At 63.5% G+C, this 23,998-nt stretch carries 23 protein-coding genes; 14 read left to right on the top strand and 9 right to left on the bottom strand.

Annotation, left to right across the window (positions count from 1 at the left end; translation table 11 throughout):
• Positions 1 to 52: 52 nt before the first annotated feature.
• Entirely contained in the window at positions 53 to 691 is a 639-nt protein-coding gene (locus tag ACP7BH_RS08225; protein ID WP_425982174.1) for a hypothetical protein, read from the bottom strand.
• Positions 692 to 737: 46 nt separating this feature from the next.
• Positions 738 to 968: a hypothetical protein gene (locus ACP7BH_RS08220; protein WP_425982176.1), complete on the bottom strand. Its 231-nt coding sequence runs from the start codon at positions 966 to 968 to the stop codon at positions 738 to 740.
• A 451-nt stretch (positions 969 to 1,419) separates the two neighbouring features.
• Between ACP7BH_RS08220 and ACP7BH_RS08215 the strand changes: the two genes are divergently transcribed.
• The 9 genes from ACP7BH_RS08215 to ACP7BH_RS08175 all read left to right on the top strand — a co-directional run bounded on the left by ACP7BH_RS08215 (position 1,420) and on the right by ACP7BH_RS08175 (position 9,997).
• Entirely contained in the window at positions 1,420 to 1,668 is a 249-nt protein-coding gene (locus ACP7BH_RS08215; protein ID WP_425982179.1) for a DUF7662 domain-containing protein, read from the top strand.
• Between the two features lie 180 nt (positions 1,669 to 1,848).
• On the top strand, positions 1,849 to 2,469 hold the full coding sequence (locus ACP7BH_RS08210; RefSeq protein ID WP_425984773.1) for a JAB domain-containing protein: 621 nt from the start codon (positions 1,849 to 1,851) through the stop codon (positions 2,467 to 2,469).
• Positions 2,466 to 3,398 (top strand): toprim domain-containing protein, encoded by a 933-nt coding sequence (locus ACP7BH_RS08205; protein ID WP_425982182.1) that lies wholly within the window; start codon positions 2,466 to 2,468, stop codon positions 3,396 to 3,398. The genes ACP7BH_RS08210 and ACP7BH_RS08205 overlap by 4 nt, the downstream gene beginning before the upstream one ends.
• A gap of 37 nt (positions 3,399 to 3,435) precedes the next feature.
• Entirely contained in the window at positions 3,436 to 5,667 is a 2,232-nt protein-coding gene (locus tag ACP7BH_RS08200) for a ParB/RepB/Spo0J family partition protein (RefSeq protein WP_425982184.1), read from the top strand.
• Positions 5,668 to 5,811: 144 nt separating this feature from the next.
• Entirely contained in the window at positions 5,812 to 6,159 is a 348-nt protein-coding gene (locus ACP7BH_RS08195) for a single-stranded DNA-binding protein (protein ID WP_425982186.1), read from the top strand.
• Between the two features lie 29 nt (positions 6,160 to 6,188).
• Positions 6,189 to 6,614, top strand: a complete 426-nt coding sequence (locus ACP7BH_RS08190; RefSeq protein WP_372691235.1) for a single-stranded DNA-binding protein — start codon at positions 6,189 to 6,191, stop codon at positions 6,612 to 6,614.
• A gap of 115 nt (positions 6,615 to 6,729) precedes the next feature.
• A complete protein-coding gene (locus ACP7BH_RS08185; RefSeq protein WP_425982188.1) occupies positions 6,730 to 7,200 on the top strand; it encodes a GcrA family cell cycle regulator in 471 nt (156 codons plus the stop codon).
• A gap of 302 nt (positions 7,201 to 7,502) precedes the next feature.
• Positions 7,503 to 8,441 carry a DUF2493 domain-containing protein gene (locus ACP7BH_RS08180; RefSeq protein ID WP_425982190.1) on the top strand — a complete coding sequence of 313 codons (939 nt, stop codon included), beginning with the start codon at positions 7,503 to 7,505 and terminating at the stop codon, positions 8,439 to 8,441.
• 263 nt (positions 8,442 to 8,704) lie between these two features.
• Positions 8,705 to 9,997, top strand: a complete 1,293-nt coding sequence (locus ACP7BH_RS08175; protein ID WP_425982192.1) for a DUF3363 domain-containing protein — start codon at positions 8,705 to 8,707, stop codon at positions 9,995 to 9,997.
• 203 nt (positions 9,998 to 10,200) lie between these two features.
• On the opposite strand, the gene ACP7BH_RS08170 is transcribed toward ACP7BH_RS08175, so the two are convergent.
• The 5 genes from ACP7BH_RS08170 to ACP7BH_RS08150 form a co-directional block, all read right to left on the bottom strand.
• A complete protein-coding gene (locus ACP7BH_RS08170) occupies positions 10,201 to 10,398 on the bottom strand; it encodes a hypothetical protein (protein WP_372691231.1) in 198 nt (65 codons plus the stop codon).
• Between the two features lie 92 nt (positions 10,399 to 10,490).
• Complete coding sequence (locus ACP7BH_RS08165) at positions 10,491 to 11,171, bottom strand: Crp/Fnr family transcriptional regulator (protein ID WP_425982195.1); 681 nt, start codon at positions 11,169 to 11,171, stop codon at positions 10,491 to 10,493.
• A 195-nt stretch (positions 11,172 to 11,366) separates the two neighbouring features.
• Positions 11,367 to 12,026, bottom strand: coding sequence for an HPP family protein (locus ACP7BH_RS08160; RefSeq protein ID WP_425982196.1), 660 nt, complete (start codon positions 12,024 to 12,026; stop codon positions 11,367 to 11,369).
• 111 nt (positions 12,027 to 12,137) lie between these two features.
• Positions 12,138 to 12,302, bottom strand: coding sequence for a hypothetical protein (locus ACP7BH_RS08155; protein WP_372691228.1), 165 nt, complete (start codon positions 12,300 to 12,302; stop codon positions 12,138 to 12,140).
• A 1,010-nt stretch (positions 12,303 to 13,312) separates the two neighbouring features.
• The gene (locus tag ACP7BH_RS08150; protein WP_425982198.1) at positions 13,313 to 14,602 is read right to left on the bottom strand and encodes a tetratricopeptide repeat protein; all 1,290 of its coding nucleotides are present in this window, start codon (positions 14,600 to 14,602) and stop codon (positions 13,313 to 13,315) included.
• A gap of 30 nt (positions 14,603 to 14,632) precedes the next feature.
• Between ACP7BH_RS08150 and ACP7BH_RS08145 the strand changes: the two genes are divergently transcribed.
• On the top strand, positions 14,633 to 15,379 hold the full coding sequence (locus ACP7BH_RS08145) for a Slp family lipoprotein (protein WP_425982200.1): 747 nt from the start codon (positions 14,633 to 14,635) through the stop codon (positions 15,377 to 15,379).
• Between the two features lie 549 nt (positions 15,380 to 15,928).
• Here the strand turns inward: ACP7BH_RS08145 and ACP7BH_RS08140 are convergent.
• Complete coding sequence (locus ACP7BH_RS08140; protein ID WP_425982203.1) at positions 15,929 to 16,765, bottom strand: hypothetical protein; 837 nt, start codon at positions 16,763 to 16,765, stop codon at positions 15,929 to 15,931.
• Positions 16,756 to 18,486, bottom strand: coding sequence for an AAA family ATPase (locus ACP7BH_RS08135; RefSeq protein ID WP_425982206.1), 1,731 nt, complete (start codon positions 18,484 to 18,486; stop codon positions 16,756 to 16,758). The genes ACP7BH_RS08140 and ACP7BH_RS08135 overlap by 10 nt, the downstream gene beginning before the upstream one ends.
• A 339-nt stretch (positions 18,487 to 18,825) precedes the next feature.
• Between ACP7BH_RS08135 and ACP7BH_RS08130 the strand changes: the two genes are divergently transcribed.
• From ACP7BH_RS08130 to ACP7BH_RS08115, 4 genes are read left to right on the top strand one after another with little or no spacing between them, the layout of a single operon-like run.
• Positions 18,826 to 20,109 carry an N-6 DNA methylase gene (locus ACP7BH_RS08130; RefSeq protein ID WP_425982208.1) on the top strand — a complete coding sequence of 428 codons (1,284 nt, stop codon included), beginning with the start codon at positions 18,826 to 18,828 and terminating at the stop codon, positions 20,107 to 20,109.
• Positions 20,102 to 22,198 carry a sensor histidine kinase gene (locus ACP7BH_RS08125; RefSeq protein WP_425982211.1) on the top strand — a complete coding sequence of 699 codons (2,097 nt, stop codon included), beginning with the start codon at positions 20,102 to 20,104 and terminating at the stop codon, positions 22,196 to 22,198. Before ACP7BH_RS08130 ends, ACP7BH_RS08125 begins: the two co-directional genes overlap by 8 nt.
• A gap of 7 nt (positions 22,199 to 22,205) precedes the next feature.
• Positions 22,206 to 22,907, top strand: a complete 702-nt coding sequence (locus tag ACP7BH_RS08120; protein ID WP_425982213.1) for a hypothetical protein — start codon at positions 22,206 to 22,208, stop codon at positions 22,905 to 22,907.
• On the top strand, positions 22,895 to 23,878 hold the full coding sequence (locus ACP7BH_RS08115; protein ID WP_425982216.1) for a ComEC/Rec2 family competence protein: 984 nt from the start codon (positions 22,895 to 22,897) through the stop codon (positions 23,876 to 23,878). The genes ACP7BH_RS08120 and ACP7BH_RS08115 overlap by 13 nt, the downstream gene beginning before the upstream one ends.
• The last annotated feature ends 120 nt before the right edge of the window (positions 23,879 to 23,998 follow it).

The following is a 23,998-nucleotide window of genomic DNA, read 5'->3' as shown; positions in this document are numbered from 1 at the left end:
ACATCGGGCCGCTCCTCAGCGGTTATAGACGGCGTTGCACGTAGAACCCCGCCTATCGGTATTTGGCGCGTTCGAGTTCGATTTGCTCCGATGTATAGGGCTGGGCCGAGGCGTCGAAACTGGACCAGCCGGACTGGCGGTAGGCTTCCCCACGCGTCGTGGCGTCGAAGCCGCGACTGCCGTCGAGGATCGTTTGCAGACGGTGGGCGTCGTCGCCGTCAGCCTTGACGCTGACGAGTGTTCCGCCTCGACGCACGCCCTCGGAATAGACATGCGCCTCTTCGTCGCTGTGTCCGGCTTCCTTCAGCGCGCCGAGCAGGCCGCCGGTTGCACCGCCGGCTGCGGCGCCGACTGCGGCGCCGACCGCTGTCGAGGCGAGCCAGCCGGCGGCGACCACGGGCCCGAGTCCGGGAATGGCGAGCATGCCCAATCCTGCCAGGACGCCGGCGCCGGCGCCAAGCACGCCGCCCGTGGCCGCGCCCTTGCCTGCGCCGTCAGCGACATCGTTCTCTCCATCGCCGTTTCGGTCCCCGAGAGGTCCGGCGTTGTGATTTCCAGTTCCCGAATGCCAGTTGTCGGCATTGTTCGAGACGATGCTGATCTTGTCGTGGGAGACGCCCGCAGCCTCAAGTTTCGAGACGGCGTCCAGGGCTTGGGTGTGGCTGTCGAACAGCCGCGTAACAGTCGCCATGATGTTGGCTCCTTGATGTTGAGAAAACAGTGGAAAGTCAGGGCCGTTACTGGGGCGTTACGACGCCCTTGTAGTCCACCGAGACAGTGGTCGATTCACCGCCTGCGCGAGCTGCCTGGCCTTTCCAGATGCCTTGATCGTCCTGCGTCAGGGGGCCGGAAACAACGTAGCCCTGCTTTTCGATGGCGGACTTGGCCTGGCCCTCGGTGAAGGAATTGGCGCCGGGGGTGAGCGCAGCCTGTTCAGACGTGTCCTGGGTGTCGACGGCCGGGTTCATGGGGGCTTCGGCTGACGAGACGGCCGGACCTTCGACGGGCGCATCGGCAGGCTCATTATTCCCACACGCGGTGAGGAGGACAGCGGTCGCCGAGACGGCGAGAGCAGCTTTCAACATTGGGCATTCCTTTCAGGGTTGCCCACTGAAAAAGGCCGCCGAGCATCATTGTTCCAAAGGCTCAGGTTGATGATTTGGATCGACGCGGTCTGGACGAGTGCAGGTCCTGGGCCGATTGCGAACTGGGCGCGCGCATCGGCGCAAGGCGTTTCGATAGATGAGGCGACCGGTGGCGCGAAGGCCGAGCCCCGCCTCCGACTACCGCTCTGTCGTCGCCGCAAGAGGGCGCAGGCTGACGTCGTGCTCGACGCCAAACCTCCCAGAGGGCGTGTCGGCCCAACCGCTTCGAAACGCCGATCTTGATGTTTCCGCGCGGATACGGCCTTAAGCGCCAATGGGGAAGTACGATCCACTCGCTAGATTTCTGAAGCGCCAAAAAGGGGCCGCGGTCGAACTCAGCTTCACGGAGATCGAGCGGCGTCTTGGCGCTCTGCTGCCCAAGGCTGCCAACACGGCCGAATGGTGGCGGGCTGAGGGGGCGCAGACGCGAGCATGGGAACCCCTCGGTTTCGTGGCCACCCTGGAGCCCGGTTCCGAGCAGGTGCGGTTCGACAGGGCCATCCTCTCTGCGCCGAAAACCTAAGGGGGAGGAAGGGCGGGGGAGAGCGCTCCGATTCGAGAGCGTTCTGGCCAGGAGGCCGTCGTGTCCCATCCCGCTGTCGTCCCTGTCGTCCCTGTCGTTCAGGCCGCGCTCAGTGCTCGACCTCGCCGTCAGCCGTCGCTTTATGAGGAGGCGCCCCCGCCCCGGCGGCAGTCTTCAGCCCTGACGCCGGCGTTCCATGACGACGCTGCGCTCCTTCGCGACCTCCTGGCCCGGAGCTTGCGTCCAAGGCGTTGCGCCTCGGCCGTCGTGACGCTGATCGAACGGTTCGGATCGACGGCCGCGGTCCTTGGCGCCGATCCAAGCGAGATCCAGCGCTCAAGCCGCCTGCCGCGCGAAGCGCTCGCCGACCTGATGTTGCTTCGCCGGCTCGCCGTCGCCCTCTCGAGGATCGAGGCCTCGCGTGAACCCGTGCTGTCGTCCTGGTCGGCGCTGCTCGCCTATCTGCGGGCGGACCTGGCGTACCGGCCCCGCGAGCAGTTCCGAACCCTGTTCCTGGACAAGAAGAACCGTCTGCTCCGCGACGAGATTTGCAGCGACGGCACGGTGGACCATGCGCCGGTGTATCCTCGGGAGATCGTCAGGCGGGCGCTGGAGTTGAACGCCTCCGCCCTGGTGCTCGTCCACAATCATCCCTCTGGCGACCCGGCGCCGTCGCAGGCCGATATCGCCATGACGCGCAAGATCGTGGACGCCTGCCGGGCTCTCGGCCTCGAGGTTCACGATCATGTGGTGGTGGCGCGTGAGGCCGTCGCCAGCTTTCGCGCCCTGGGGTTGATGTGAGGCCCGGGACGCTTGGCGGCGTCGTCCGCGTGGTCGGGGGCGATCTGTACGCCGGCGGCCGCCGGGCGAACATTCCCGCCCCCGGCCACAGCCCCTCGGACCGATCGGTGTCCCTGCTGTTGAGCCAGGGACGGGTCGTCGCTCATGGCTTCGGCGCCGCCGACTGGCGCGTCGTGCTCGAAGATCTTCGCCGACGCGGCCTCGTCGATGACCGGGGGCGTCTCTGTAATGACGGGGGCATCGACGGCGGTCGGGATCCTGCGCCGCGTCCCGACCGCCGCGCGCGGATTCTGGCGGCGACCCGCCTTTGGGACGAGGCTGGTCCGATCTGTACGGGCGGCCCCGCTGCGCGCCATCTCCGCCTTCGCGGTGTGGCGTTCGGCGCGATGCGACTGGATCTGCGCCAGCACGGCGCGGTCCCGATCTCCGTTTATCGACCGGGGCGCCGGCGCCTTCCGGCCCTGATGGCGGGCATACGCGAACCGGCGGGGGCGATCACCGCCGTCGAACTCGTCTATCTGTCTCCCAACGGCCATCGGTCGCCGAATGCGACGCCGGCGCGCAAGACCGTCGGGGTCGTTCCGCCCGGCAGCGCTGTCCGGTTGAGCGTCCCGGAATCGCATCTTCTGGTGGCGGAGGGGGTGATGACCACGTTGAGCGCCATGGCGCGGTTCGGCCTGCCTGGGTGGGCTTTGCTGTCTGCGGGGAATCTGGCGGCCTGGGCGCCGCCGCCCGGCGTCGCCTCGGTCCTGATCGCCGCAGACCGAGACACTGCGGGCCAGGCCGCGGCGGCGACTCTTGCCGGCCGCCTGAGGCGGGCGGGACTCGTGTGTCGCATCGCCACCCCGCCGCCTCCGTGGGGGGATTGGAACGAGGCGTTCACGTCAGACGGGAAGCGGGAAAGGGAGGGCGGGAAGGGGCGCCGGTAGGGCGGGGGTGGTCCTCGCCGCCGGTCGGAATCCCGCCATGACCCGTTCCCGCTTCAAAGGCCGCGCCGTCACCCCGACGCCGGCAGACGTCGCCGCCGCCCGCGAGCGGCGCCAGTTCGCGCTCGCCGATCTCGACATCGCGCCGGAAAACCTCCGCTACGGCGAACCCGCCGACGACGACATTCAAGTCCTGGCGGAAACCCTGCTCGCCGCCGGCCAGCTGCAGCCTCTGACCGTGAGGCCGGGTTGCGGGCCCGCCGAACGCCCGGCCATGGCCCTGGACGGCCGCCGACGTCTCCTCGCCCTGCGCCACCTGGCGGCGGAGGGGCGGATCGCGGACAATCATCCGGTGGAGGTCTTCGTCGAGACCGATCCGGCGCGTCAGGCGGCGGCCGCCGTTCTGACCAATACGGCTGCGCCGATCCATGTCGCCGACGTCATCGCCGCGATCGGCCGGATGGTGACGTCGGGGTTGAAGCCGGCTGAGATTTCGCGGGCCCTCGGCTATGCCGAGATCGACATCAAACGTCTGGCGGCGCTTTCCGCCCTGCCGCCTGTCGCGCTCGAAGCCCTTCGTGCCGGACGGATGAACTTGCGTCAGGCGCGCCTGCTGGCGCGGCTCGTCGATCCTTCGGAACAGGCCGCCCTGGCCCAGGACGCCCTCGAGGGTCGCGGGTTTGCGGACTGGCGCGTCACGGAGCGGCTCGATGAGAACCGGGTGACGACCCAAGACCCGCGGTTCGCCCTCGTCGGGGCCGATGGCTATGCCGCATCCGGCGGCCGGGTCGAAGCGGATCTGTTCGGCGAACGGGCGTCGGTCCTGCTCGATCCGGATCGGCTTACCGCCGCCTGGACGGCGCGGGCGCGCAGACTCGCCCTCGTCTTCGAGGCGGAGGGCCTGGCGGTGCACGTCGCCGCAGGTCCTGAGACCGGGCCGATGACGGACATGCCCGACGATCTTGAACGGCTCCACTATGTCTACGGCGGCGATCTCACCGAGCGCCAACTCGACGACTACCGTTCGGCCCGGGATCGCTACGAGGCGGCGGCGGAGGATGCTGCGGCGTGTCTGGAGGAGACGACGGATGCGGAGCGCGTCGAGCCCGCGCTCACCGTCTTGGCGAAGGCCAGCCTGGCCATGGACCAAGCCGCGAGCGGCGGCCGCCTCGCCACGGTCCTCGTCTTTCGTCCGGATCGGCGCACCGGAATCGCGGTGCGTTGTTACGCGCCTCAGAGGCCCGAAATCGAGGCCGACGCCGACCCGGGAGCGGACACGTCTCGCCCGGGGGGGGCGCCAGACGCGACGGGCGCCGCCTATGCTGCGCCCGAGGCCGAAGGGGCCGTCCCCGAGACCGAAGGCGTGACCCATGCCCTGCACGGGGTCAGGACGGAGACGGCGACGCGCGGGTTGATCCGCGCCCTGGCCGACGCACCGGCCGTGGCCCTGACGGCGCTGATCGCCCGACTGTTCAGCCAGCTGGCGATACCGGTGCGCGGCGCCCGGCCGTCAGGCGCGCTGACGATCGCGGCCAAGGCCTTCGCACCGACGGGCGGGCGGGTGATCGACACCCTGGACGGGGTCGTGCGCCGGCGGCTGGACGATCGGCGTGCGGCCTGGGAGGCGTCAGGCGAGACGGTCATCGCCTGGGTGCACGCCCTCTCCGACGACGACCGACAGGGTCTGCTGGCGGACCTGACGGCGCTCACCCTCGACCTCCACGAAGATCGGACGTCGGCGATCAAAGCCTCGGCCCGCGCCGAGGCGGCGGAGCTGGCCCGGCTCTGCGAGGCCGATATCGCCTGTCACTGGACGCCGGATCTCGTCTTCCTCAAGCCCCATCCCAAGCCCCTCCTGCTGGCGATGCTGGAGGCGATGGACGCGCCGACGCGCGATGCGATCGGCCTGAAGAAGCCGGAGCTGATGGCGCGCGTGGTCGAGACGGCGGCCAGCAAGACCTGGGCGCCGGCATCCCTTTCCTGGATCGCAGCGCCACGAGGCGCCCACGGAGCCGACGTTGCGGAGGGCGGCGAGGCGATCGCCGGTCCCGGCGGCCCCAACGGCTACGACGTCCAAGACGATCGCGACGGCCGGATCGAAGCGCAGGCCGATGCCGAAGCGGAGGACGGGCTGGGAACCGCCGAAAAAGGCGAGCCCGAACAGGAACCGACGCCGCCTGAAGCGGACGCAGGGATTCCCGAAAGCGATGGCGAAGGCGTTTTTGTCGTCACGCTGGAAGGCGCCGCCGCGCTGAGGCGGTCGGCGGCTTGAGCGTCCGCTGACGGTCGCCGGCTCCGCCCGCTTTCGGCATCGCCCGGAAGCGGGCGCGCCAAAGGAGAGGGGAAGGGCAGGGAAGGATGAGACGGGATGGGGGAGATCGGCTCCCCGACGCCTCAGAATCCACAGGAGACTGTCATGCAGACCATGGTGTTCACCGGCCGGCTCGCCGCCGACCCCCAGATCAGCCCGGACTACGCCAAGGCGGTGTTCCGGCTGATCGAGAAACGCGGCGTTGACGCCGGCGGCAAGGACCGGCTCGTCGGCGTCAACTGCGTCAGCTGGTCGAAGGGCCTCAATGAGAAGGTCATCGCGCGCGGCCTGGCCCAGGGCTGCGAGGCGGTCGTCGTCGGCGCCTTCATCGACACCGCCTACACCGCCGCAGACGGTACGGAGCGCGCGGCCAAGGAGCTGGTGGTGAACCGGCTGACCGTCCTCGACTGGGCTGAGGCCCGCGAACCCGCCGCCGAACGCGCGGCGGCCTGACCGCCCGCTTCATTCATAGGAGACTGACCATGCAGACCCTCACCCTCGAAGGCTATCTGGCCGCCGATCCCTCCATCCTGTCCGCCCAGGGCTCTGGCCGGAAGCGCGCGAGCTTCCGCGTGCTGGAGACCACCCGGTTCCGCAAGGCGGATGGGACGCCCGGCGAACGGACGACCGGCTTCAACTGCCTCTGCTTCAACGAGACCACGGCCGAGAAATACATCCAGGCCTTCGCCAGGAAAGGCAGCCGGGTCGTGATCCAGGGCCATGTCGAGAACGACAGCTGGACCGGCAAGTCCGGCGTCGAACACTACGATCTGCGCGTGATCGTGTCCGATATCCGGCTGAAGAACCGGCGGAACGCGTTCGGCAAGCCGGCCGACGAGACCCAGGACGGCGGCCAGGTGGGGGAACCCGCCGGCGGCTACGATCTCAACGACGACATCCCCTTCTGAAGACAGGTCGTCCCGCAGCACGGTGACCCGGCGCGAACAGCGCCGGGTCATTGTCATGAGGGCGGGGGGAAGGGCGGGGCCGGTCGGGCCGTTTGGGCCTGAACGGAGTTCCGTCATGAGCTATTGGACGAAGGAGAAAACGCACCGGCTGATCGCCCTGTGGGTTGAGGGGCTGCCGGCCGGGCAGATTGCGACCCAGCTTGGAGACGGCGTGTCCCGCTCCGCTGTTCTGGGCAAGGCGCGCCGCTTGGGGCTGAAGCGCGCGCTGGCGGGGCTTCCGGGCCGATCCGCGCGGCCGGAGGCATGTGAGGGGCCATCGGCGGCGTCGCTCACCGAGCCGACCTGTTCGACCGTGCCGATTGCCGGTCCGGCTTCGCCTGCAGCACAAACGGCGATCCGCCGGTCGATCCTGACGATCCGGGCCGGAGAATGCCGCTGGCCGCTCGGAAAGCCCCGGGACGCGACCTTCGGTCTATGCGGGGCGCCGGTCGAACGCGGCGCCTTCTGCCTGGCGCACGCCGCCCTCGGCTACCAGCGCCGTCCGTTCGTGGCGGAAAGCCTGCTGGACGCCGGCCCGCTGGACTAGGCGCCGATCCAGGGCTTGATCGGGGGCGGCGGCGAAAGCCGCCGCCCTTCGACATGTTGTCCGGATCATCGACGGCATCGGCGCGCGGCGCCGAACAGGGTCGACCTCGCGAAGGGCGAGGCCGACATGCCCCCACACAACGCCTTCTGATCTTGTCACGTCACCCCGGAAGTCAACGGCTGCGCCGTTCCCCTTCACGCCGCGAAGGGCGCGTCGCTCCGGTGACTGCCGGGGACCCCGCCGTGCCCAAATCCTCAGTCGTTGCGCATGGGGCGCTCGACCTCATTCAGAGGATGACTGCAATGCAAACCTTCAACACGCCCGCCTTCTTCCAGAAGTCCGACTCGGTCTTCGACGATCTCACCGGCGCGCTCGACGATCCGCGTCCGCATCCCAGCGAGGCCGCCCTGGAGCAACTCGGCCGTGCGCTGATGACGGAGCTGCTCGACGTCATCGCCGACACCGCGCTGGAGGACTATCAGACAATCCTCGGAGAGGCGCTGATCGGCGCCTTCCACTCGGCGGCGGGACGGATCGAGCGCGACGCCGACAGGGCGCGCGATGCGATGCGCGCCCTGGATCGAAACTTCGACGGCTCGGAGGCGGCGGATACGGAGCTGCAGGAGGCGACGGCAAAGGCCCGCGCCGGCGATGCGGCGACCCGGGCCTGCGAACTGATCCGCGACGCCGCCTCCCAGACCTGGACGGTCTCGACCGGAGAGGTCTGGACGGCCTGGCGCGGCAGTCGGCGCGGCACCCACCTGACCGCGGCGCAGCTGGAGGCCAAACAGGCGATCCGGGCGATCCGCAGCCGACGGGCCGGAGAGGCGACTCCTGACGGTCCGGTCGTCGCCTTCCGCGGCGCGCCCTCGGCCGATACGGCGGTGGATGCGGGGCGAATCTTCGACGCCCTCAACTGGGCGAAACAGGAATGGCCCGGCATGGCCCTGGCGACGACTGGAGCCAAGGGCGCGGAGAAGCTGGCCATCAAATGGGCTCAGCAGAAGGGGGTGACGTTGATCCTCGCCCGGGCGGACTTCGACGCCCATGGCAAGGCCGCCCCCTTCAGGGCGAACGACGACCTCATCGCCCTCGAGCCGAGCTGTTGCCTCACCCTGGTCCAGTCGGTGGATCGGGAGAGAGCGAGCGATCCGCGTCCGTTCGGTCCCGCCCTCAATCTGGGGCAGAAGGCGTTGGCCCAGGGGCTGCGGCATGTGCCGATCCGCGCCCGATCGACCTGAAACGTCGGCCGTCCCACGACCCGCTCGGCTTCGGCCGGGCGGGTTTTTGTTTGTCGTGTGAAGCCCCCGCAGATCCTCGGCCCGGCGGCGCACCCGGCTGGCGACGCTCATGATCGGTGTTGATGGCGTTTGATCGGTGTTGATGAGGCTGCCCGAGAATCTGCTGATAGGGGCTTAGGGCAAGATAAAAGACGGCGGCGGGCGCTGCGCTTTTCGGCTATCTTCTCCGTGAGTTGAGCGACCTGTCGCTCGGTCCGGACGACTTGTGGCAAGTCACGGGCGTCGAGGCGGTCGAGGTCGTCCTGGAGGCTCCGCCTATGCTCGTGCGTGACCGGTTCGCCGACCTCGAAGATCGAACCGGCCGCCCTGCGGATGCGGGCGTGCCTGTCCAGCTTCCGACGCGTCTCAAGTGTGACAAGACCGATGTGAGAACCGCCCTGTTCGTTCGGTTGGCGGCGTCGCGCGTCTTCGCTCTGGGTGATCGCGCGGGCGTGTTGCGGGCGGCCCAGAGACGGTCGGGGCGGGCGTTCCGGATCGATGTCCGACAGCGGGTGATCGTCAAGGCGCTGGTGTCTCGCCATGTCGACAAGGCCGCCGCACGGGCCTCCGCCCTCGCGGCCCACGTCGCCTATCTGGGCCGGGCGGGCGCCGGCGCTGAAGGGGCGCGGCCTGACTTCTTCAACCGTGAACTCGACGGGGTGGACGGGCGGATGGCGACGGAAGGCTGGGGCGCAGACCGGCATCATTTCCGGTTCATCGTCTCTCCGGAGAACGGCGACCGGATCGCCGATCTGCCCGGCTATGTGCGGGATGTGATGGGACGTGTCGCGGCGGACCTGGGCGAGCCGTCGCTGCGCTGGGTCGCGACCTGTCACTACGACACGGACCAGCCGCACGCCCACGTCCTGGTGCGGGGGCGGCGGGCGGACGGCCGGGATCTAGTCATTCCGCGTGACTATATCGGCCACGGATTCCGGGCCCGGGCGCAGGAGATCGCGCAAGAGCGGCTCGGTGATCTGTCGCGCATCGATGCGGAGCGACGCGTCTGGAAAGAGACCCAGGCGGAGCGGTTCACCGGGCTCGATCGTCGCTTGATCGCTGCGGCCGATGAGGCCGGCGTGGTGGACGACGGCGTCGGCGCGACCGATGTCTGGTCCGCTCTGACGCGAGGGCGGCTCAGGACTCTCGAAGGTCTGGGGTTGGCGGTCCGGACAGGACGGAGATATCGGCTGGACGCCGACCTGGAATCACGATTGCGAGCGCTCCAGACGCGGCGCGACATTATCCGGACGCTCAATCAGCGGCGGCTTGAGGGGGCGAGGGAGGTGCGCGCGCTAGAGGGCGGCCGCGTACAGGGCGTCGTCGTGAAGACGGGGTTCCATGATGAGATGGGCCTGCAGCCCTATGTCGTCGTCAGAGATGCCGGAGGGGTGGAGCACTACGCACGCCTAAGGTCAGGGTCACAGGTTCGAGCGGGTCAGAGCCTGATCCTGACCGCTGGAGGGAATGGGATGGCCCAGGTGGTCAGAGGGCGATCGAGCGGGCTTGAGCGGTGAGGCGATGACCGGGTTGGGACGCGGGGGGACGGGCGCGGGGATTTGTCGCGCGGCAGGACGTAGCCCGTGTGTGACCCATCTGATACGTTCGGATCGTCCGCTATCGGCGTTAGGCGATGAGCTTACGCAGCGGAGGTCCTCAACGTCGGAGCGGGTGGGAACGAAAGATCGTCTGCGAAGGGGCAGGCTTGTCCGACAACTTCCTACTCCGCGTGGCTGTCCCGCTTGCACGAACCGATCAAGGTTGGACCACGATAGACCTCAGCATGAGTATAGACGGCGGTTACGAGAAGAACGACCTGCGCCAAGTCGAGCGCATCGGCGTCATGAGAAACGTCGAGCGTCTCGGTAATCGGCGGTGTCGCCGGTCCATCATGCAGATGCAGCAGGTAGCGCGCCATCCCATCCTCCCAGCTCAGTAGGAAAGGGCGCCGAGCGAAATGTCTGTCTAAAACTCTACATTGCGATTGAGAGGGCGCCTCTCAGCGCGCGACTATGTGTCCTCTGGCGTCAGGTAGCACTCACAAGAGGCGCGCTCCAAGGCGGCCCGGTCCTTGATGGTGACCCTGCCACGGGAGTACGAGATCGCGCCCGCAGCCGCGAGCGATTGGGCGGCATCGTTGACGGTCGTTCTCTGCACACCGAGCATTTTGGCTAGGAACTCCTGCGTCATGAAGAGCGTGTCTCCGTTCGCGCGGTCGTGCGCGCGCAGCAACCATTTCGCAAACCGTTGTGTTGCGGAATGGATCGCATTACACGGCGCGGCCTGTTCAAGTTCCACTTGAAGAGCGGCGCCATAACTCGCGAGAGTGGTCCGCAGACTCTCACTCTGCGAAGCAAGCCCTCGGAGCTTCGCGGCTTTTACGCGAAACGCGTTCCCGGCAAGGTGACAGAAGAAGCGCACTGACGTTTCGGCGGGAACCTGCCAGGCCGTGACGCCGGTGAACCCCTCGCAGCCGACCATATAGGCTTCGGCGTATTGACCATCCTCCATTGTCGCGACGGCTGAGATGATGCCGTGGTTCACGAAATATATGTGGGAGATATCATCTCCGACTTCGCCGAACTCGTGCCCCGCCTCAAAATCGAAATCGGACATGATGGAAATCAGGTCAGCTTTGTCTTGCGGCTCAAGTTGACTGAGCAAGGCGTTCCGCTGGCTGATATTGGTCATCGACGCCCCTGACTGTAGATATCAGGGCTATCCGAGTTTGGGCGCTCGCTCAATAGAGCCCGTAAATGACCGGGTGGCGTTGGTTCTTATCAGCGTTCACTATGCGTCGGCTTGCGCCATGGGCGTCAGCGCTGAAACCGGACTTTTCAGGATATGGCCCTGCGGCGGAGTCTCCTGAGTTTCCCAATGGGGGGCTCACCCGCGACGTCGCGCGTGCTCAGCCGCTAGGGTCGCGATGGTCCGCAGGTCCACGGGATTCACGTCGAGGGGTTCGTGAAGCTGCGAGAGGGCGTGAGCGATGTCTTCATCGTTGATCGAAAGGCGCGGTGTAGAAACAGACGTGATGACCCGCGGGTACAGGCGCCCCGAAAAGCGGTGAAACAGCATGGCGACTGCGACGAGCAGGATGGCGTTGAGCGCGACCGGCAGTAAGGGAAAAAGCCACGCGGCTGCCGGCGAGCCGGCGCCTGCAAGCACCGGTATGAGAGCGGTTCCGCCGCCCGGCGGGTGAAGACAGCGAAGAAGAGACATCATCGCGATGGCCGTTCCTACGGCGACGCCACCTCCGAACATCGGATCATCGAAGAGTGTCGCGACCGCCACACCGACAGTCGCCGACACCACATTGCCTCCAACCACGGGCCAGGGTTGCGCTAGCGGACTAGCCGGAACCGCGAAAACCAGAACTGCCGAGGCGCCCATGGAAGCGATCATCAACATGGGTGCTGCAGTGTTCGACCCCAGCGTGAATTGCGCGCCCAGCCCTGTCGCTACGATCCCGACAAACGCTCCCACGCATGCCAAAATCCGATCTCGGGCCGTCGTGCCGGGCACGATCGGACGAAATAACTTCATGGTGAGTTCCCGCGTAATGCCGGGCATTTCACACAGCCGTCCCAGGTCCGCAACGGTCCTCTCGGTCTTGGCGTCTGGCGCGGGTGGCCAGACCTGCCGCTTGATGGCTTGTTAGGGCTGCTTGTCCTTGCGTCGGCTGAACAGCCCTAAGCCGCCGAACACGATGCCGAGGATGATCCAAACCACCCAGTTCTCACCTTGAATGAGCTTGAAAACGCCCAGTGCAAGGAAGAGGACGCCGACAAGCGGAAAACCCTTCTCTAGAAGATGCCGCATTTATTTCCGCCCCTCCAACTGTTTCGTTGACGGTATGGCGAGCTTTGACACTGCCAAGGTCAAATCGACCGGCAATGCGCCGAAAGGTGTGTCAAGTGAGGTTGGGGCGAATGTCTACAACGGGTCGGATGATACGCTTGTCTGATCAGTTATCGGCTGTGCGGCTGTCGTCAGCGGTTGCGGATCCGTGCCTGCCGGGTCTGCAAGCCAATCGAAGCTTTGCGATGGAAGCGCCCATCATCTGAAGCAATCATGCGTGCGCCTATCATTCAGATAGGCGCGCCAGCCGCCCGACCCGACCTGACAAAGTTGGCCCGCCCCGGAGCCACTGAAGGTTCGGAACGGACCTGTCCGGATATTCCCTCCCGGATACCTTTCAGATAACGCGAGTCGATCAATCGTCAAGCATGTTTTTTACGTATGATCAGGGTCTACGCGAACGTCTGGCTGATCAACTGATCGGTCAGGTCGAGGTGAACCTCCAGGGCGGCAAGGGCTTCGGTGCGCGCTCGCTCGGCCGCTGCTCGGTCGCCTGCCGTCAAGTGCGCCCCGAACTCGGTGATCTTGGCGGCGACCAGCTGCTCCGCCCCATAGCGCGCCGCTCCAGCGTCCCGTCATCCATCGCAACCCCCCATCGCAGTAATGCGGCCCGGCCGAATGTGTCCTCGCCCAGCCGGGCCGCGTGACGCAGTTCGGGCATGAGCCGCGACAGCTCTGCCGTATCGCCTCACTGCACGGCTTGGCAAATTTGGAAGACTGGCCGGGGCATCTGCGGAACCTCCGGCCTTTAGCTCCCCGCTAGAGCGAGCCGAAAGGCTCAGTCTGGACGGTATCGCGCGCACCCACCGCGCGCAACCACCACAATCTGGAGAATGACAATGAGCCCCAAGGCCATTCGACGCCGTGCGCATCATCATCGGGCGTGGCTTGTAGATAACCACGCCAGCGCGCCGCCCGCCCGATCTCTGAAGTTGCTGCTCAGCTGCCGCTCTTGAAACGCGACCCAGGCGTTATTCCGGGGCGGCCAAGGCTTGGCTGAAGAGCGACTTGAGATGTCGCCGCATCGCCTGCCGGACGTCGTAGTCCGCCGAAATGGTGAGCAACTCCGCGCATGAGCCTATGTCGCCGTAACGACCGACGTTTCGATCGCAACGCTTGATCCATGGCGCGGCGCTCGCCTGCCCCCGCCGGAGGAGGGCGCGGCCTTCATTGCAAACCGTCTCGGCCTCGTCGGTGCACCCCTGTGCGAACGACAGGAAAGCAAGGTAATCGACGTTCGTCTCGCTGCGGACGGATGGGGCCCGCGTCTCGAAAATCACCTGGCCGAGGAAATGGCAGCCTTCCCCGTCGATGAGGATGGCGTCGTTGTGCAGGAAGCAGGCCTTCGATAGCGCGACGAAGGCCTGGGTTAGATCACGCTCGACGCCGGTTCCCGTGAGGTACATCCAGCCGAGGTATTTGCAGGCGTAGGGTCCTTGACCTGAATCGTCGCCGTCGCAGGTGCGCACGAGACTTTGCCTCGCGCGCACGTAGTCGCGCAGCTGGCGGTTCTGGAGATACAGCTTGCCGGCCTCGTAACAGCCTGCAGTCATGATGCGGGCCGCGCAGGACATGTCGTAGTGTTCTAACGCGGCCTTCAGATCGCCGCCCCGTGCCGCGCTGACGCCGCGGCTCCAGCAGGTGTCGACGTTGTTTTCCACTTCGCAAGGCGCTGATGCCGATGCGGGCGCGAGGTCATGAATAGTATAGTTTGGGAAGCCAACGCCGTCCGACGCCTGCTCCCGCCCGATGTCGCGCATGCGCGCCAGCAGCCGGTCGTGTGCGCGCTCAATCGTGTCGGGACGGCAAGGCAGGCGAGCAAGTTCGCTGCCGCTGCGACTGATGGTGAGGTGTCCGAACGGCAGAAGGGCGGAGGGATCGGGCTGCGCGCCGTTGCGAAGGCCTGTCTCAAACCGGTAGGTCGTGTCTCCATTCGCGAAGGTCATGATCTCGTCGACCGTTCCCGCCGGGCCGTTGTGGCGGACATAGTCGAGGTCGGCCAAGGGGCTCGACAGGGTCAGCTCCGGCTTTGACGACGAAGGCCCGTAGCTATAGGTTGCGCCGCTATCACTGAGAGATACCGATGCCTGCCGATCGCGCCCTTCGATTCGACAGGTGACGAAGATTTCCTCGCCCGAACGTTCGGTCGCAGCGACGGCGTTCGACGTCCAGACGCCCGCAACGAGCAGCGCGCAAGCCAGAGCGTGCGACACAATCGAGCCGACGGACTTCTGTTTAAACTGTCGTGTCGTGCGCACCATCACATCAACCCTTGCCGCAGTTAGGTCCCGATGCTGCACGCGCTGGCCCAAAATACCAACCGCCGTATAGGCAAACGTCGAAGGGTGTGGTCACCGCCGACCTATGGTTTGATGATCGCGCGCGCATCTGCCCAAGCCGGAAGTGCATGCTCAATGAAAAATCGCCTCCTCAAGATGTCGAGCAGACTGAACGTAGGCGTTTTTCTTAGCTGTGCGGTCTTGTCGGGATGCGTCACGTCCCCGACCCCCGTGGCGTCGGACGGCTCTCGGACGGCTCTCGCGTCTTCCGAGCCCTACGCCGCGCCCTCGCCCCCGGAAGCGGGCGCGGCCTCCGACGACTTCGAGGTTTTAAGGACAGTTTCGGTTGCTGCGTTGAGCCCTAATCAGGGGGTTGAGGAGCGACACCGTGGCAAGCGCATCCGTTGGGCAGGCGCGGTCGAGCGGATCACCGCAACCGATCAGGGCGTGTGCTTGACCATACTTTATGCCCGCAGCGGTGAGAACGGTGAGCCTCTCTGGACCAACACGCCAACCTATCAACACTTCGAAGCCTGCGCCGCGGGCCCGTACGACCCGAAGCTGGTTCATGAGCTAACCAATGTTACGATCATCGGTCGCATCTCGGGGATGACCGACATCGGTTCCGGCGGCGGCGGCAGGACCGGTCCCGTCATCCAGATCGACAACCTGTTCCGCTGGTCGGACTGTCTTTCGGGCGACGACAGCCCCGAGTGCAAATACGGCTTTCTAAGTCCGCAAACCGGTATGATCGACTGACGGATGGCCGGAGCTGAGGCGTTAAGGGGACGGCCAAAGCCCGCGCAGCCCTTCCAACCCCAATGCGCGGCGCTCACTTCAACTTCCGACGAAGACAGGTGCGTTTGTGTTCAGCCTTGTGATGATTGCCCTTGTCGTTGGAGCTCTCGGGGGAGTCGCGATCGGCCGCGCTCGCACCGCCCGCTTTCGCAGGCGTGCCTTGATAGGCTGGTGCTGCCTGCCCGTGGCTTTTGCATCGGTCGTCGGGGCCTACCTCGGACTGAAATCTGGAGAGGCTTTCGCGACATGGCCGCTGCTTTGGGCGGGCATGCTGATCGGCGTCCCTGGCGTACTCTTTGCGCTGGGCGCCGGGCTGGGTTTTTGGGGTGGTCGTCGGGCGCAGTCAGGCCGGGGCGACTAAGGCGGGTGGCTTGCCCGCTAAAGAACGGCCGACGCCCACCGAAAGTTTGCTTCCAAGTTGAGAGAAAATGTCCGTCTCTGACTCGTAGCGGCGGTTCGGCGCGTCCGTTTGAGCGATTAGTACACCATCGCTGAAGGTCAGCCCCTAGGTCACAGAAGTAGGGGGAGCTGCTCGGTCGCCAGATAGCGGCAGAGGTCGGAATTGCTCAGAACGCCGTCATAGAAGACATGCTGCCAGCTGTTGAGCGTCGGATACGCAAAGCCAGCCATGAAGCCGCCCAATGTCTGGATGACGTCCTGACCACTGGCGCGCATTGCCGAGACATTGCGCAACAACCGCCGATGCTCGTTGCGGAAGAAAACGACGTACCTTTCGTGAATATCGAGCTCTCGCAGATGGCTCCCGACTAAGACCGCCTCGACGACTTCCAATTCTGGATGTGGAGCGAGGAGGAACCCCGGGCTGTCATACGGCGGCGTGATGGAAACGCTGACGATCTGAGGACGGGAGAAGGTGTCGAAATACGGATGGATAAAATAACGCCCAGCCGCGTCCCCTGTCTTTTCCTTTTTGGCTCCTTGGCAGGCGTCGCACATTGGGAACAGGTTCGCCGGCTCAATCGAGAACTCCGGATACCTACCCTTAGGGAGGTAGTGATCGAGCGTCTGCGGTGCACCCGCCTCGCCGCACGCCGGACACAGATCCAGTCCGTGACCCCGCAACTGGTCCAAGACCGTCCTTTGCGTCGAGCCCGGTCTGGCGTGGGTGTAGAGCCGCTGAAACGTCCCTGCATGGCCAGCGATCTGGGGCCAAGTCGGCACTTGGTCTGGCGAGCCGCCATGTTGCAGATAAACTTGGACCCGCTGACGCCACTCTGCTGCCCAGCCGGTGAAGAGGGCCGCGTTTGCCCCAGCCTGCCGCTCGGCGATGACATGCGCGAGGAGCGTGACGCTGCAGATAGGCGGCTGGCCCAGAGTCATAACCATAGGGGGTTCGCGTCCCTCTTCAATCGCTCCTGGGCGCGGATTTGAATAATCAGCTCCTCATTGATTTGGTCGCCGAGCGCTTCAATCAGGGCCTCCGCCCCGTGGAAGTTGTCGAGCTGGTCAAGAATCCAGCGCTCGAAGGGCTTGGAGGTCGTGTTATCGCTGAATACATAGGAGCTAATCCGCTGGACATCGCCCCCGAAGGTCTGGAAGGGTGGCTTGTGGACGACGAGCCCGTCGTCTGTTCGCGTCAGGACATGGACGCAGGCGCTGGGAACCTCCCGCACCGTGACCTCGGAATGGGTGGCGAGTAGAGCCTTCGAATTGAAGCGGAACAGGATCCGCTTGAGCATGCCGAGAAACTGGATCTCGAGGGCCGGGTGGAGAAAGAGTTCTGGCTCGTCGATCAGTAGCAAACTCTCGCGGCGGATTGCCCCCAATATGTTGATTACGATGAAACTGAAAAGCTTCTGACCTGAGCTCAACTCCACGGGCGCACCATCTTTGAAGAAGAATACGCCCTGTTCCGGAATGTAACGATCCCTGACGGCCGACACAGAATAGTCATCCATGTCCACGGACCGGACGGCAGCATAATAGCCCGCGTAGCGGGGGCCCGTAATCGTGATCTGCGTATCGGCTGGAAGGACACCCGCCAGATGGCTCATTGCGTCGGGTTCCCCATCGACCCTAACGGCGACGAAGTCGAAGTCAAATGCGGTGCGGAGCACCTGTTGCATCGTCTCCAGCTTCGAGGACCAGCCTGAGATCCGTTTGAACCGCTGGTCATCAGCCATGCAGTCCAGCACCGAGCCAGCGGCGTCGCGTTTCGGTACGCTGTAGCTGAGGCGGAGCTCGTCTGGCTGCGTGGGATCCGCTGAGCGGCTGCGTCCACGAAGGCCGAAATACCGGTAGATGCTCTTATCTAACAATTTGGTGTCTTGGAGGTCGACCGGAAACATCTCAAACGGGCTGTATGAAACCACCACGAGTTGGCTAAGGTTCGGCTTGCGCGCGAAGCCGATGCCTTCCACCCCTGTCTCGTCGATCCAGGCGCCAACGATCTGGTGCAGGATTTGGGACTTGCCGGCGCCATTGGCTCCGATAAGGACATTGACGTCATGCGGGAACGGCGTGTCAGGTTGGAATTTGAGCTCCAGAAGCGAAGTTGCGCCATAGACGTCGCGGAAGTGGAAGCCCAAATCGAGGACTGCCATGGTCTCGCGCTGGAACACCATCCAGCCATCCAGAAAGGCTTTCTCACTGCCTCTTTCCCGCTGAAGGGAGCTACGGAACGCCGAGGTTCCGATCAGGGCGACTGCGCGAGGGTCTTGGTTGGTGTTGATGAGTAGGCTGGCGTCACGGAGCGCCGTTGCCACAGTGATCGCCACTCCGGCGCCCAAGACCGAGACCAACTGCTCATAGAATGTGATCTCGTTCGGCACCGAGAGGTAATTTGCCTCGGGCAGCGGGAAGACACCGTTCCAACCTGCACCACGGCGCTGATCGAAGTAGGTAGCGGTTGTCAATTGCCCTTCCACCATCAGCCGAATGCTTCCGAGCTCGACGGTTTCGCCGCCGACCCTGCAGATCGTTCCGAAGGTTGTCTTGTTACCGAAGTCGTCCCAGTTGTTTTCGAGGAGTTCGAGAACGTCTCCGTCGCCTTCCGGCACCTGCGACGGCCATCTCGCTATTGATCGCCCGCGGTAGATGACCTGCATTGCTGATTTCCCGGGTAGACGTTCTGCCGATGCCCGGCGGCGAGCGTTAAGTAGTCCTCAGACCGCTGGTCTTGCAATGTCGAGGCAACCCGTACGTGAGTCGGGCAGCCCGCGTCGCGTATCGCGGAGCAAGATATCCAGCCGGCTGAGCCTGACGTCAGGCCTTTTACTGAAGGACCAGAGAGCCGCGACGCGCCAAGCTTAACCGCGCTGTCCGATGCGTTCTTGTGCGCTCGAAGCAAGCGCTGTTATAGATTTCCTCAAGGGTGGGCGAAGGGACAATAATGCGATCCCTCGCTGAACGCGTTCGGCCTCCCGAAGCCTGCTACAGAGCAAAGGTTGTGGGTTCGTATGGCAGCGTTTGAGAGCTACATTGATGCGGCGGCTCTTTCGCTCCGGACAGGATCCGGCTCGACGCTGTCAATCACGCAGCATCGCCTTTTGAATGGCGAGCCTTATCGCGCCTTTCGGGAGTCGATTGATCTCGCCGAACGTAGGACGTCTGGCACATTTTTCACAGGCTCGACGATTGCAGGCAAGCTTGCCGCGATGTTGCGTTCCGAGATGAGTCCGAACGCCACGATCCTGGATCCGACATGCGGTATGGGCGATCTACTCCTTGCCTACGCGTCGGAACTCCCGATCGGGCCGACGCTCCGACGCACTCTCACCCTCTGGGGCACCCAGCTGGCGGGCTTGGACCTAAGAGCGGATCTTATACGCATGGCCAAGATACGGCTGGCGGCCTTAGCGCAGATGCGGGGGGGCTTTTCGGATTCAGTCGATAATATCGACAGCCATTTTCCTCTAATCCGTGTCGGAAACGCTCTAACGGAGCCCAAAGTCATAAGGGCAGCGGATGGGTTTCTGTTTAATCCGCCGTTTGGGCAGATCGTGTCGACCGAGCCACATACGTGGTCGGACGGGCGCATAAATGCCGCGGCGATCTTTCTGGACGTGATTATTAAGAGCCGCAGGCCCGCTGCGCCTATTGCCGCCGTCCTGCCAGAAGTCCTTCGGTGTGGAACTCGATACGGTCGCTTCCGGGAATTTCTTTCTGCGAACTCCCTTGGAGGGCGCTTCGAGTCGTTGGGCCGGTTTGACGCGTGGACAGACATTGATGTGTTCGCGACGCTCCTTAAAAACAGTGAGGGAAGCGCTCTCTGGCACTCCCCGACCTTTTCGACAGAATCCTCCGTAGGGGACCGCTTCGTAATAAGGGTTGGAACAGTCGTCCCTCACCGCCATCGTGAAGATGGCCCAGAACGCCCCTATCTGTGCGCGAAGTCTACGCCAGCATGGAACATGGGATTCGAAGCCGCCGGCGTCAGACAGTTCGCAGGTACCGCGTTTCAACCGCCATTCGTTGTGGTCCGAAGAACGTCGAGTCCGAGTGATAAATCTCGTGCCGTAGGGTCCATCATCAAGGGCAAGAATCTGGTCGCCGTTGAAAACCACCTTATCGTCGCAACGCCTTTAAGCGGCGGCATGAAGTCTTGCGAGGCGCTAATAAAGGTCCTTCGGCATCCCGAAACGTCCATTCACCTGAACAATGTGATCCGCTGCCGACATTTGACCACTGCCTCTGTCAAGGCGATTCCCTGGCGATCAATGCATGGCTGAGCACCTACGCTTCTCTCCTGACATCCTTGCCAGACTTGGCGAAGAACTAGTGCCGGACGTAGATCAGGGGATTCTGGAACTGGTCAAGAATGCCTACGATGCCGATGCTACAGAGTGCACCATCGCCCTTACTGATCTAGCGTCCGGCCAAGGCCTGATCGTCGTGAGGGACACCGGCGTCGGCATGACGCAAGAGACCCTTCGGCAAGGGTGGCTTGTGCTCGGGCGTTCAGGAAAGAAAACCAAAGAAACCACTCTGCGTTATGGCCGCGTCCCGGTCGGTGACAAAGGACTTGGACGCTTGGCTGCGCTTCGTCTTGGCCGTCGTGTCACACTGAAGACGCGGCCGATTGGCGAACCGGGGAAGCAGTACGAACTCACCTTGGATTGGGATCAGTTCGATACTGCCGACGTAATCGAAGATGTCGCTATCGATGTGAGGGCCATCGAGACGACTGAGCCGGCGGGCACAGACATATTCATTGAAGCAATAAAATCCCCGATCACTCGCACTACGGTGAATAAGCTCGCACGTAACCTTCTGCTTCTAGCGGACCCATTTCCCAATGAAGGCGGCGTGGCCGGCCCCGTTTTAACCGTGGATTCGCCGAGAGCAGAACGTGTCGCAGACCCAGGGTTCAAGCCTGAGCTTTTGACTGAAGACTATGCTGATCTACAGAATAAGGTCAGCCAGTCCTACTTCGCCGACGCTGAATACCGAATTCAGGCTGTCCTTGACGATGTTGGGCGTGCCGAGTTTCGTATTATAGATTGGAAGGGTGAAACCCTCCACCAGACCTTCGGGGAAGGGAACTACGGCGCGCCGCCGTTTGTGTTCGACCTGTGGGTTTTCATCCTCAACGGAGGAACCTTCTCAAACAGAAGCGCGACGGTCAGCGAGGTGCGCGATTGGTTGCAGCATGTCGGTGGCGTTCACGTGTACGAAGACGCCATTCGGGTACCGCCATATGGGGGGCCTGGTGATGACTGGCTTGGACTTAATCTCCGACGGGTCCGCAGCCCTGAAATGCGGCCCTCAACCAACACCTCGATCGGTCGCGTGCGGGTCTCCAACCTAGATCGACGGCTTGCGCAAAAGACGGACCGCATCGGCTACATCGAAAGTCAGTCGTTCCAAGAGATGCAGCGCTGCTGCGGGGATGCTCTCGACTGGGCGGCGCGTGTTCGCATTAAGGAGCGGGATCAAAAGCAACAGGCTGAGAAGCAGGCTAACCAACAGAAGACTGAGCGAGCATCGACTCGGCTCGAGGCGGTTCTTACCAAAACAGTGCCGCTCACCGACCGGAAGCAGGTCGAGGACGCGATCCAACAATACGTCAAGGAGAGCGGGCAAGAGGCAAAATCGCTCCGCGACGAGCTTCAGCTGTATAGGTCCCTTGCAACTGCAGGGATGACATCAGCCGTCTTCTCTCACGAGATCGGTCGTCCATTGTCTCTTATTGACGATGGGCTTAAGGCGCTAAGAAAGCTGATTCCCGCTGACAAGCAGGCTAATGCTGACAAGCGGATTGACCGTATTGCCGAAGCTAAGGTTCGATTAAACTCCTTCGTCTCCATCCCGCTTAACTTACTCGCAAAACGAAAACGTCGCTCAGGAAGAGTGACGGTGAACAGAGTAGTTACAGACCTTGTCACGCTCATTGAGCCTATCATGAGCTACTATAATGTAGGGCTCGATTTGGATTTGACCGATCATTACACTGATATCAACGGTAGCGAGGCTCTGATCGACGGAATCTGCCTAAATTTTATTATGAATTCGATCAGCGCGTTTCATCGCGAGGGATATGTCCAGGCTGATCGCAGAATCCGCGTGGCTACCGGCTACGATGGTTCTTCAGTTCTCCTCACTGTGGCTGACAATGGTGGCGGCATTGATGGGCTCGATATCGAAGATATATGGGCCCCCGGCGTTACAACGGATCCGGAAGGGACAGGGTTTGGGCTAACCATCGTTCGCGATTCCGTCACCGACCTTGGTGGTTCTGTCAGGGTAGAGCCGATCACCGATTTTGGTGGTGCCGAGTTTGTTGTTTCTTTGCCGCCTATGCGTCAGCTGTTTGGATAGGACGTTGATGAGCCTTCCCGCCAAGAGCCGAGTAACGGTTATCGACGACGACAAGCTCGGTCTCGAAGCGCTCATGGACGACCTTCGAGACTGCGATTTCGAGCCCATGACGGTGTCGGGCCCTTTCGGCACCGAAGTCGATCGTATGGTGAGCGAGATCCAGACCCAGGATCCTGCTTTCGTGATTTGCGACCACAAACTCCAACCTTTGGGATTGGCGGCCTTCTATGGTCTGGAAGTTGTCCGGCGCCTGGTTGAGGATTCGCGGCCGGCGATGCTCCTCACGATGTACCAGCAGACCTCCCGCATGCGGATGGATCTCAGAGCTTCACGGCACCTTATCCCCGTGATCATGGGCCGTGGGGACTTTGAGGCGGAGGCCGTGGCGAAATATGCAGAAGTCTGCCTTCGCGAGATTCGCAATGATCCGGTCGATGAACGGCGCTCGCACCGGAGCCTCATCCGCGTCGATTGGGCTGAACCATCTTCTGAGACTATCGACGCCGTGATTGGCGCATGGTCGCCGGATCATGCGATTACGATCCCTTCTTCCTGTATCGACCCTCTGATCCGCCCAAGGATCACCGTCGGAACCTACCTGATGGGCGACATAAACGTCGGGGCCGACGGCGAGGATGACCTCTACTTTACTAACGTAAATGAGATCGTCGAGGTCCAGGACATTGAGGGTTTGTCTTGGCCAGCCTGATTGTCCTGGATGTCGGTCACGGCAACTGCGCCATCTTGTCCGCTGGGAACGCCGTGGCTGTCGTAGACGCACCTATCGGCAGCCTGCTGCTTGATACTCTACGCGATATGAAGGTTACCAAGGTCGATGCTGCGTTCATCTCGCATGCCGATAAGGATCATCTGGCGGGCGTTCTGGCCCTCCTAACTAGTAACGAGGTCGCCGTATCAAACCTCTATCTCAATCCAGATTCTGCTCGGACGTCGGCGATCTGGCGTGATCTGCTAGCGGCCGTAACGGTCGCTCAGCGTAACGGCACGTGCGTGATTTCAACAAGCCTGTCATCGACAACTCCGGGCATGGTCGTGATTGGAGATGCAACGGTCAATGTCGTTGCACCCTCAGCGGCACTGGCATTGCGGGGCGTGAGCGGAGCTTTGGATGATGGAAGGGTCGTTTCCGCAAATAGCCTCTCGGCGGTCCTACGGATCGAGACTGAGGGAGGACAAGGCGTCCTCCTTGCAGGTGATATGGATGAAGTTGGTCTCGATGATGCGCTCTCCCACGACGCGGATCTGGCCGCTCGTGTTCTGGTCTTTCCTCACCATGGAGGCTCTCCGAACGGGAATGCCCAGGCCTTCACCGACCGCCTGATTGACGCCGTGAAGCCAGCCAGTGTGGTTTTCTCTAACGGACGAAATCGCTATGACCTCCCCCAGAAGGAGATCGTTGAAGCCGTCGTGGCGAAGGGCTGTGCGGTTGCCTGCACGCAAATGTCGCAGAGCTGTAGTTCGGTCGAACTGCCCGATGTCCACCTCGAGAGCGTTCGATCGCACGGTAAAGCTAGAGGCCATACATGTGCAGGGTCGATGTCGTTTGATTTGGAAGGCGGCGCGACACGAGACGCCCTGCTAGGTGACGGCTTTGCCGCCTTTGTCGAAAAGACCGTTCCGACGCCAATGTGCCGAGTGCGATCGGAACCTGCGCCCTAAAACAGGGCCGCGCTGCGCCCATTGACGTGTCCTATTTGGGGGGCTTCTCGCTGCGGACCGTGCCTTCAGTTTCGAGTCGCAAGACGACGGCAGCTCGCTCGCCCTGTTTTCTTGGGGCGT

It is taken from the genome of Brevundimonas sp. TWP2-1 (assembly GCF_049897645.1).
Taxonomy (GTDB): Bacteria; Pseudomonadota; Alphaproteobacteria; order Caulobacterales; family Caulobacteraceae; genus Brevundimonas.
Note: the sequence above shows the minus strand (reverse complement) of the source record. Positions and strands in the feature narration are given on the sequence as shown.

Bases quoted from the DNA above. Each gene is read 5' to 3' on its own strand.
- ACP7BH_RS08225 (WP_425982174.1), bottom strand. From the start codon at position 691: ATGGCGACTGTTACGCGGCTGTTCGACAGCCACACCCAAGCCCTGGAC.
- ACP7BH_RS08215 (WP_425982179.1), top strand. From the start codon at position 1,420: ATGGGGAAGTACGATCCACTCGCTAGATTTCTGAAGCGCCAAAAAGGG.
- ACP7BH_RS08160 (WP_425982196.1), bottom strand. From the start codon at position 12,026: ATGAAGTTATTTCGTCCGATCGTGCCCGGCACGACGGCCCGAGATCGG.
- ACP7BH_RS08120 (WP_425982213.1), top strand. From the start codon at position 22,206: ATGAGCCTTCCCGCCAAGAGCCGAGTAACGGTTATCGACGACGACAAG.
- ACP7BH_RS08185 (WP_425982188.1), top strand. From the start codon at position 6,730: ATGAGCTATTGGACGAAGGAGAAAACGCACCGGCTGATCGCCCTGTGG.
- ACP7BH_RS08200 (WP_425982184.1), top strand. From the start codon at position 3,436: ATGACCCGTTCCCGCTTCAAAGGCCGCGCCGTCACCCCGACGCCGGCA.
- ACP7BH_RS08145 (WP_425982200.1), top strand. From the start codon at position 14,633: ATGCTGCACGCGCTGGCCCAAAATACCAACCGCCGTATAGGCAAACGT.
- ACP7BH_RS08190 (WP_372691235.1), top strand. From the start codon at position 6,189: ATGCAGACCCTCACCCTCGAAGGCTATCTGGCCGCCGATCCCTCCATC.
- ACP7BH_RS08155 (WP_372691228.1), bottom strand. From the start codon at position 12,302: ATGCGGCATCTTCTAGAGAAGGGTTTTCCGCTTGTCGGCGTCCTCTTC.
- ACP7BH_RS08165 (WP_425982195.1), bottom strand. From the start codon at position 11,171: ATGACCAATATCAGCCAGCGGAACGCCTTGCTCAGTCAACTTGAGCCG.
- ACP7BH_RS08150 (WP_425982198.1), bottom strand. From the start codon at position 14,602: ATGGTGCGCACGACACGACAGTTTAAACAGAAGTCCGTCGGCTCGATT.
- ACP7BH_RS08180 (WP_425982190.1), top strand. From the start codon at position 7,503: ATGCAAACCTTCAACACGCCCGCCTTCTTCCAGAAGTCCGACTCGGTC.
- ACP7BH_RS08170 (WP_372691231.1), bottom strand. From the start codon at position 10,398: ATGGCGCGCTACCTGCTGCATCTGCATGATGGACCGGCGACACCGCCG.
- ACP7BH_RS08220 (WP_425982176.1), bottom strand. From the start codon at position 968: ATGAACCCGGCCGTCGACACCCAGGACACGTCTGAACAGGCTGCGCTC.
- ACP7BH_RS08135 (WP_425982206.1), bottom strand. From the start codon at position 18,486: ATGCAGGTCATCTACCGCGGGCGATCAATAGCGAGATGGCCGTCGCAG.
- ACP7BH_RS08125 (WP_425982211.1), top strand. From the start codon at position 20,102: ATGGCTGAGCACCTACGCTTCTCTCCTGACATCCTTGCCAGACTTGGC.
- ACP7BH_RS08195 (WP_425982186.1), top strand. From the start codon at position 5,812: ATGCAGACCATGGTGTTCACCGGCCGGCTCGCCGCCGACCCCCAGATC.
- ACP7BH_RS08140 (WP_425982203.1), bottom strand. From the start codon at position 16,765: ATGGTTATGACTCTGGGCCAGCCGCCTATCTGCAGCGTCACGCTCCTC.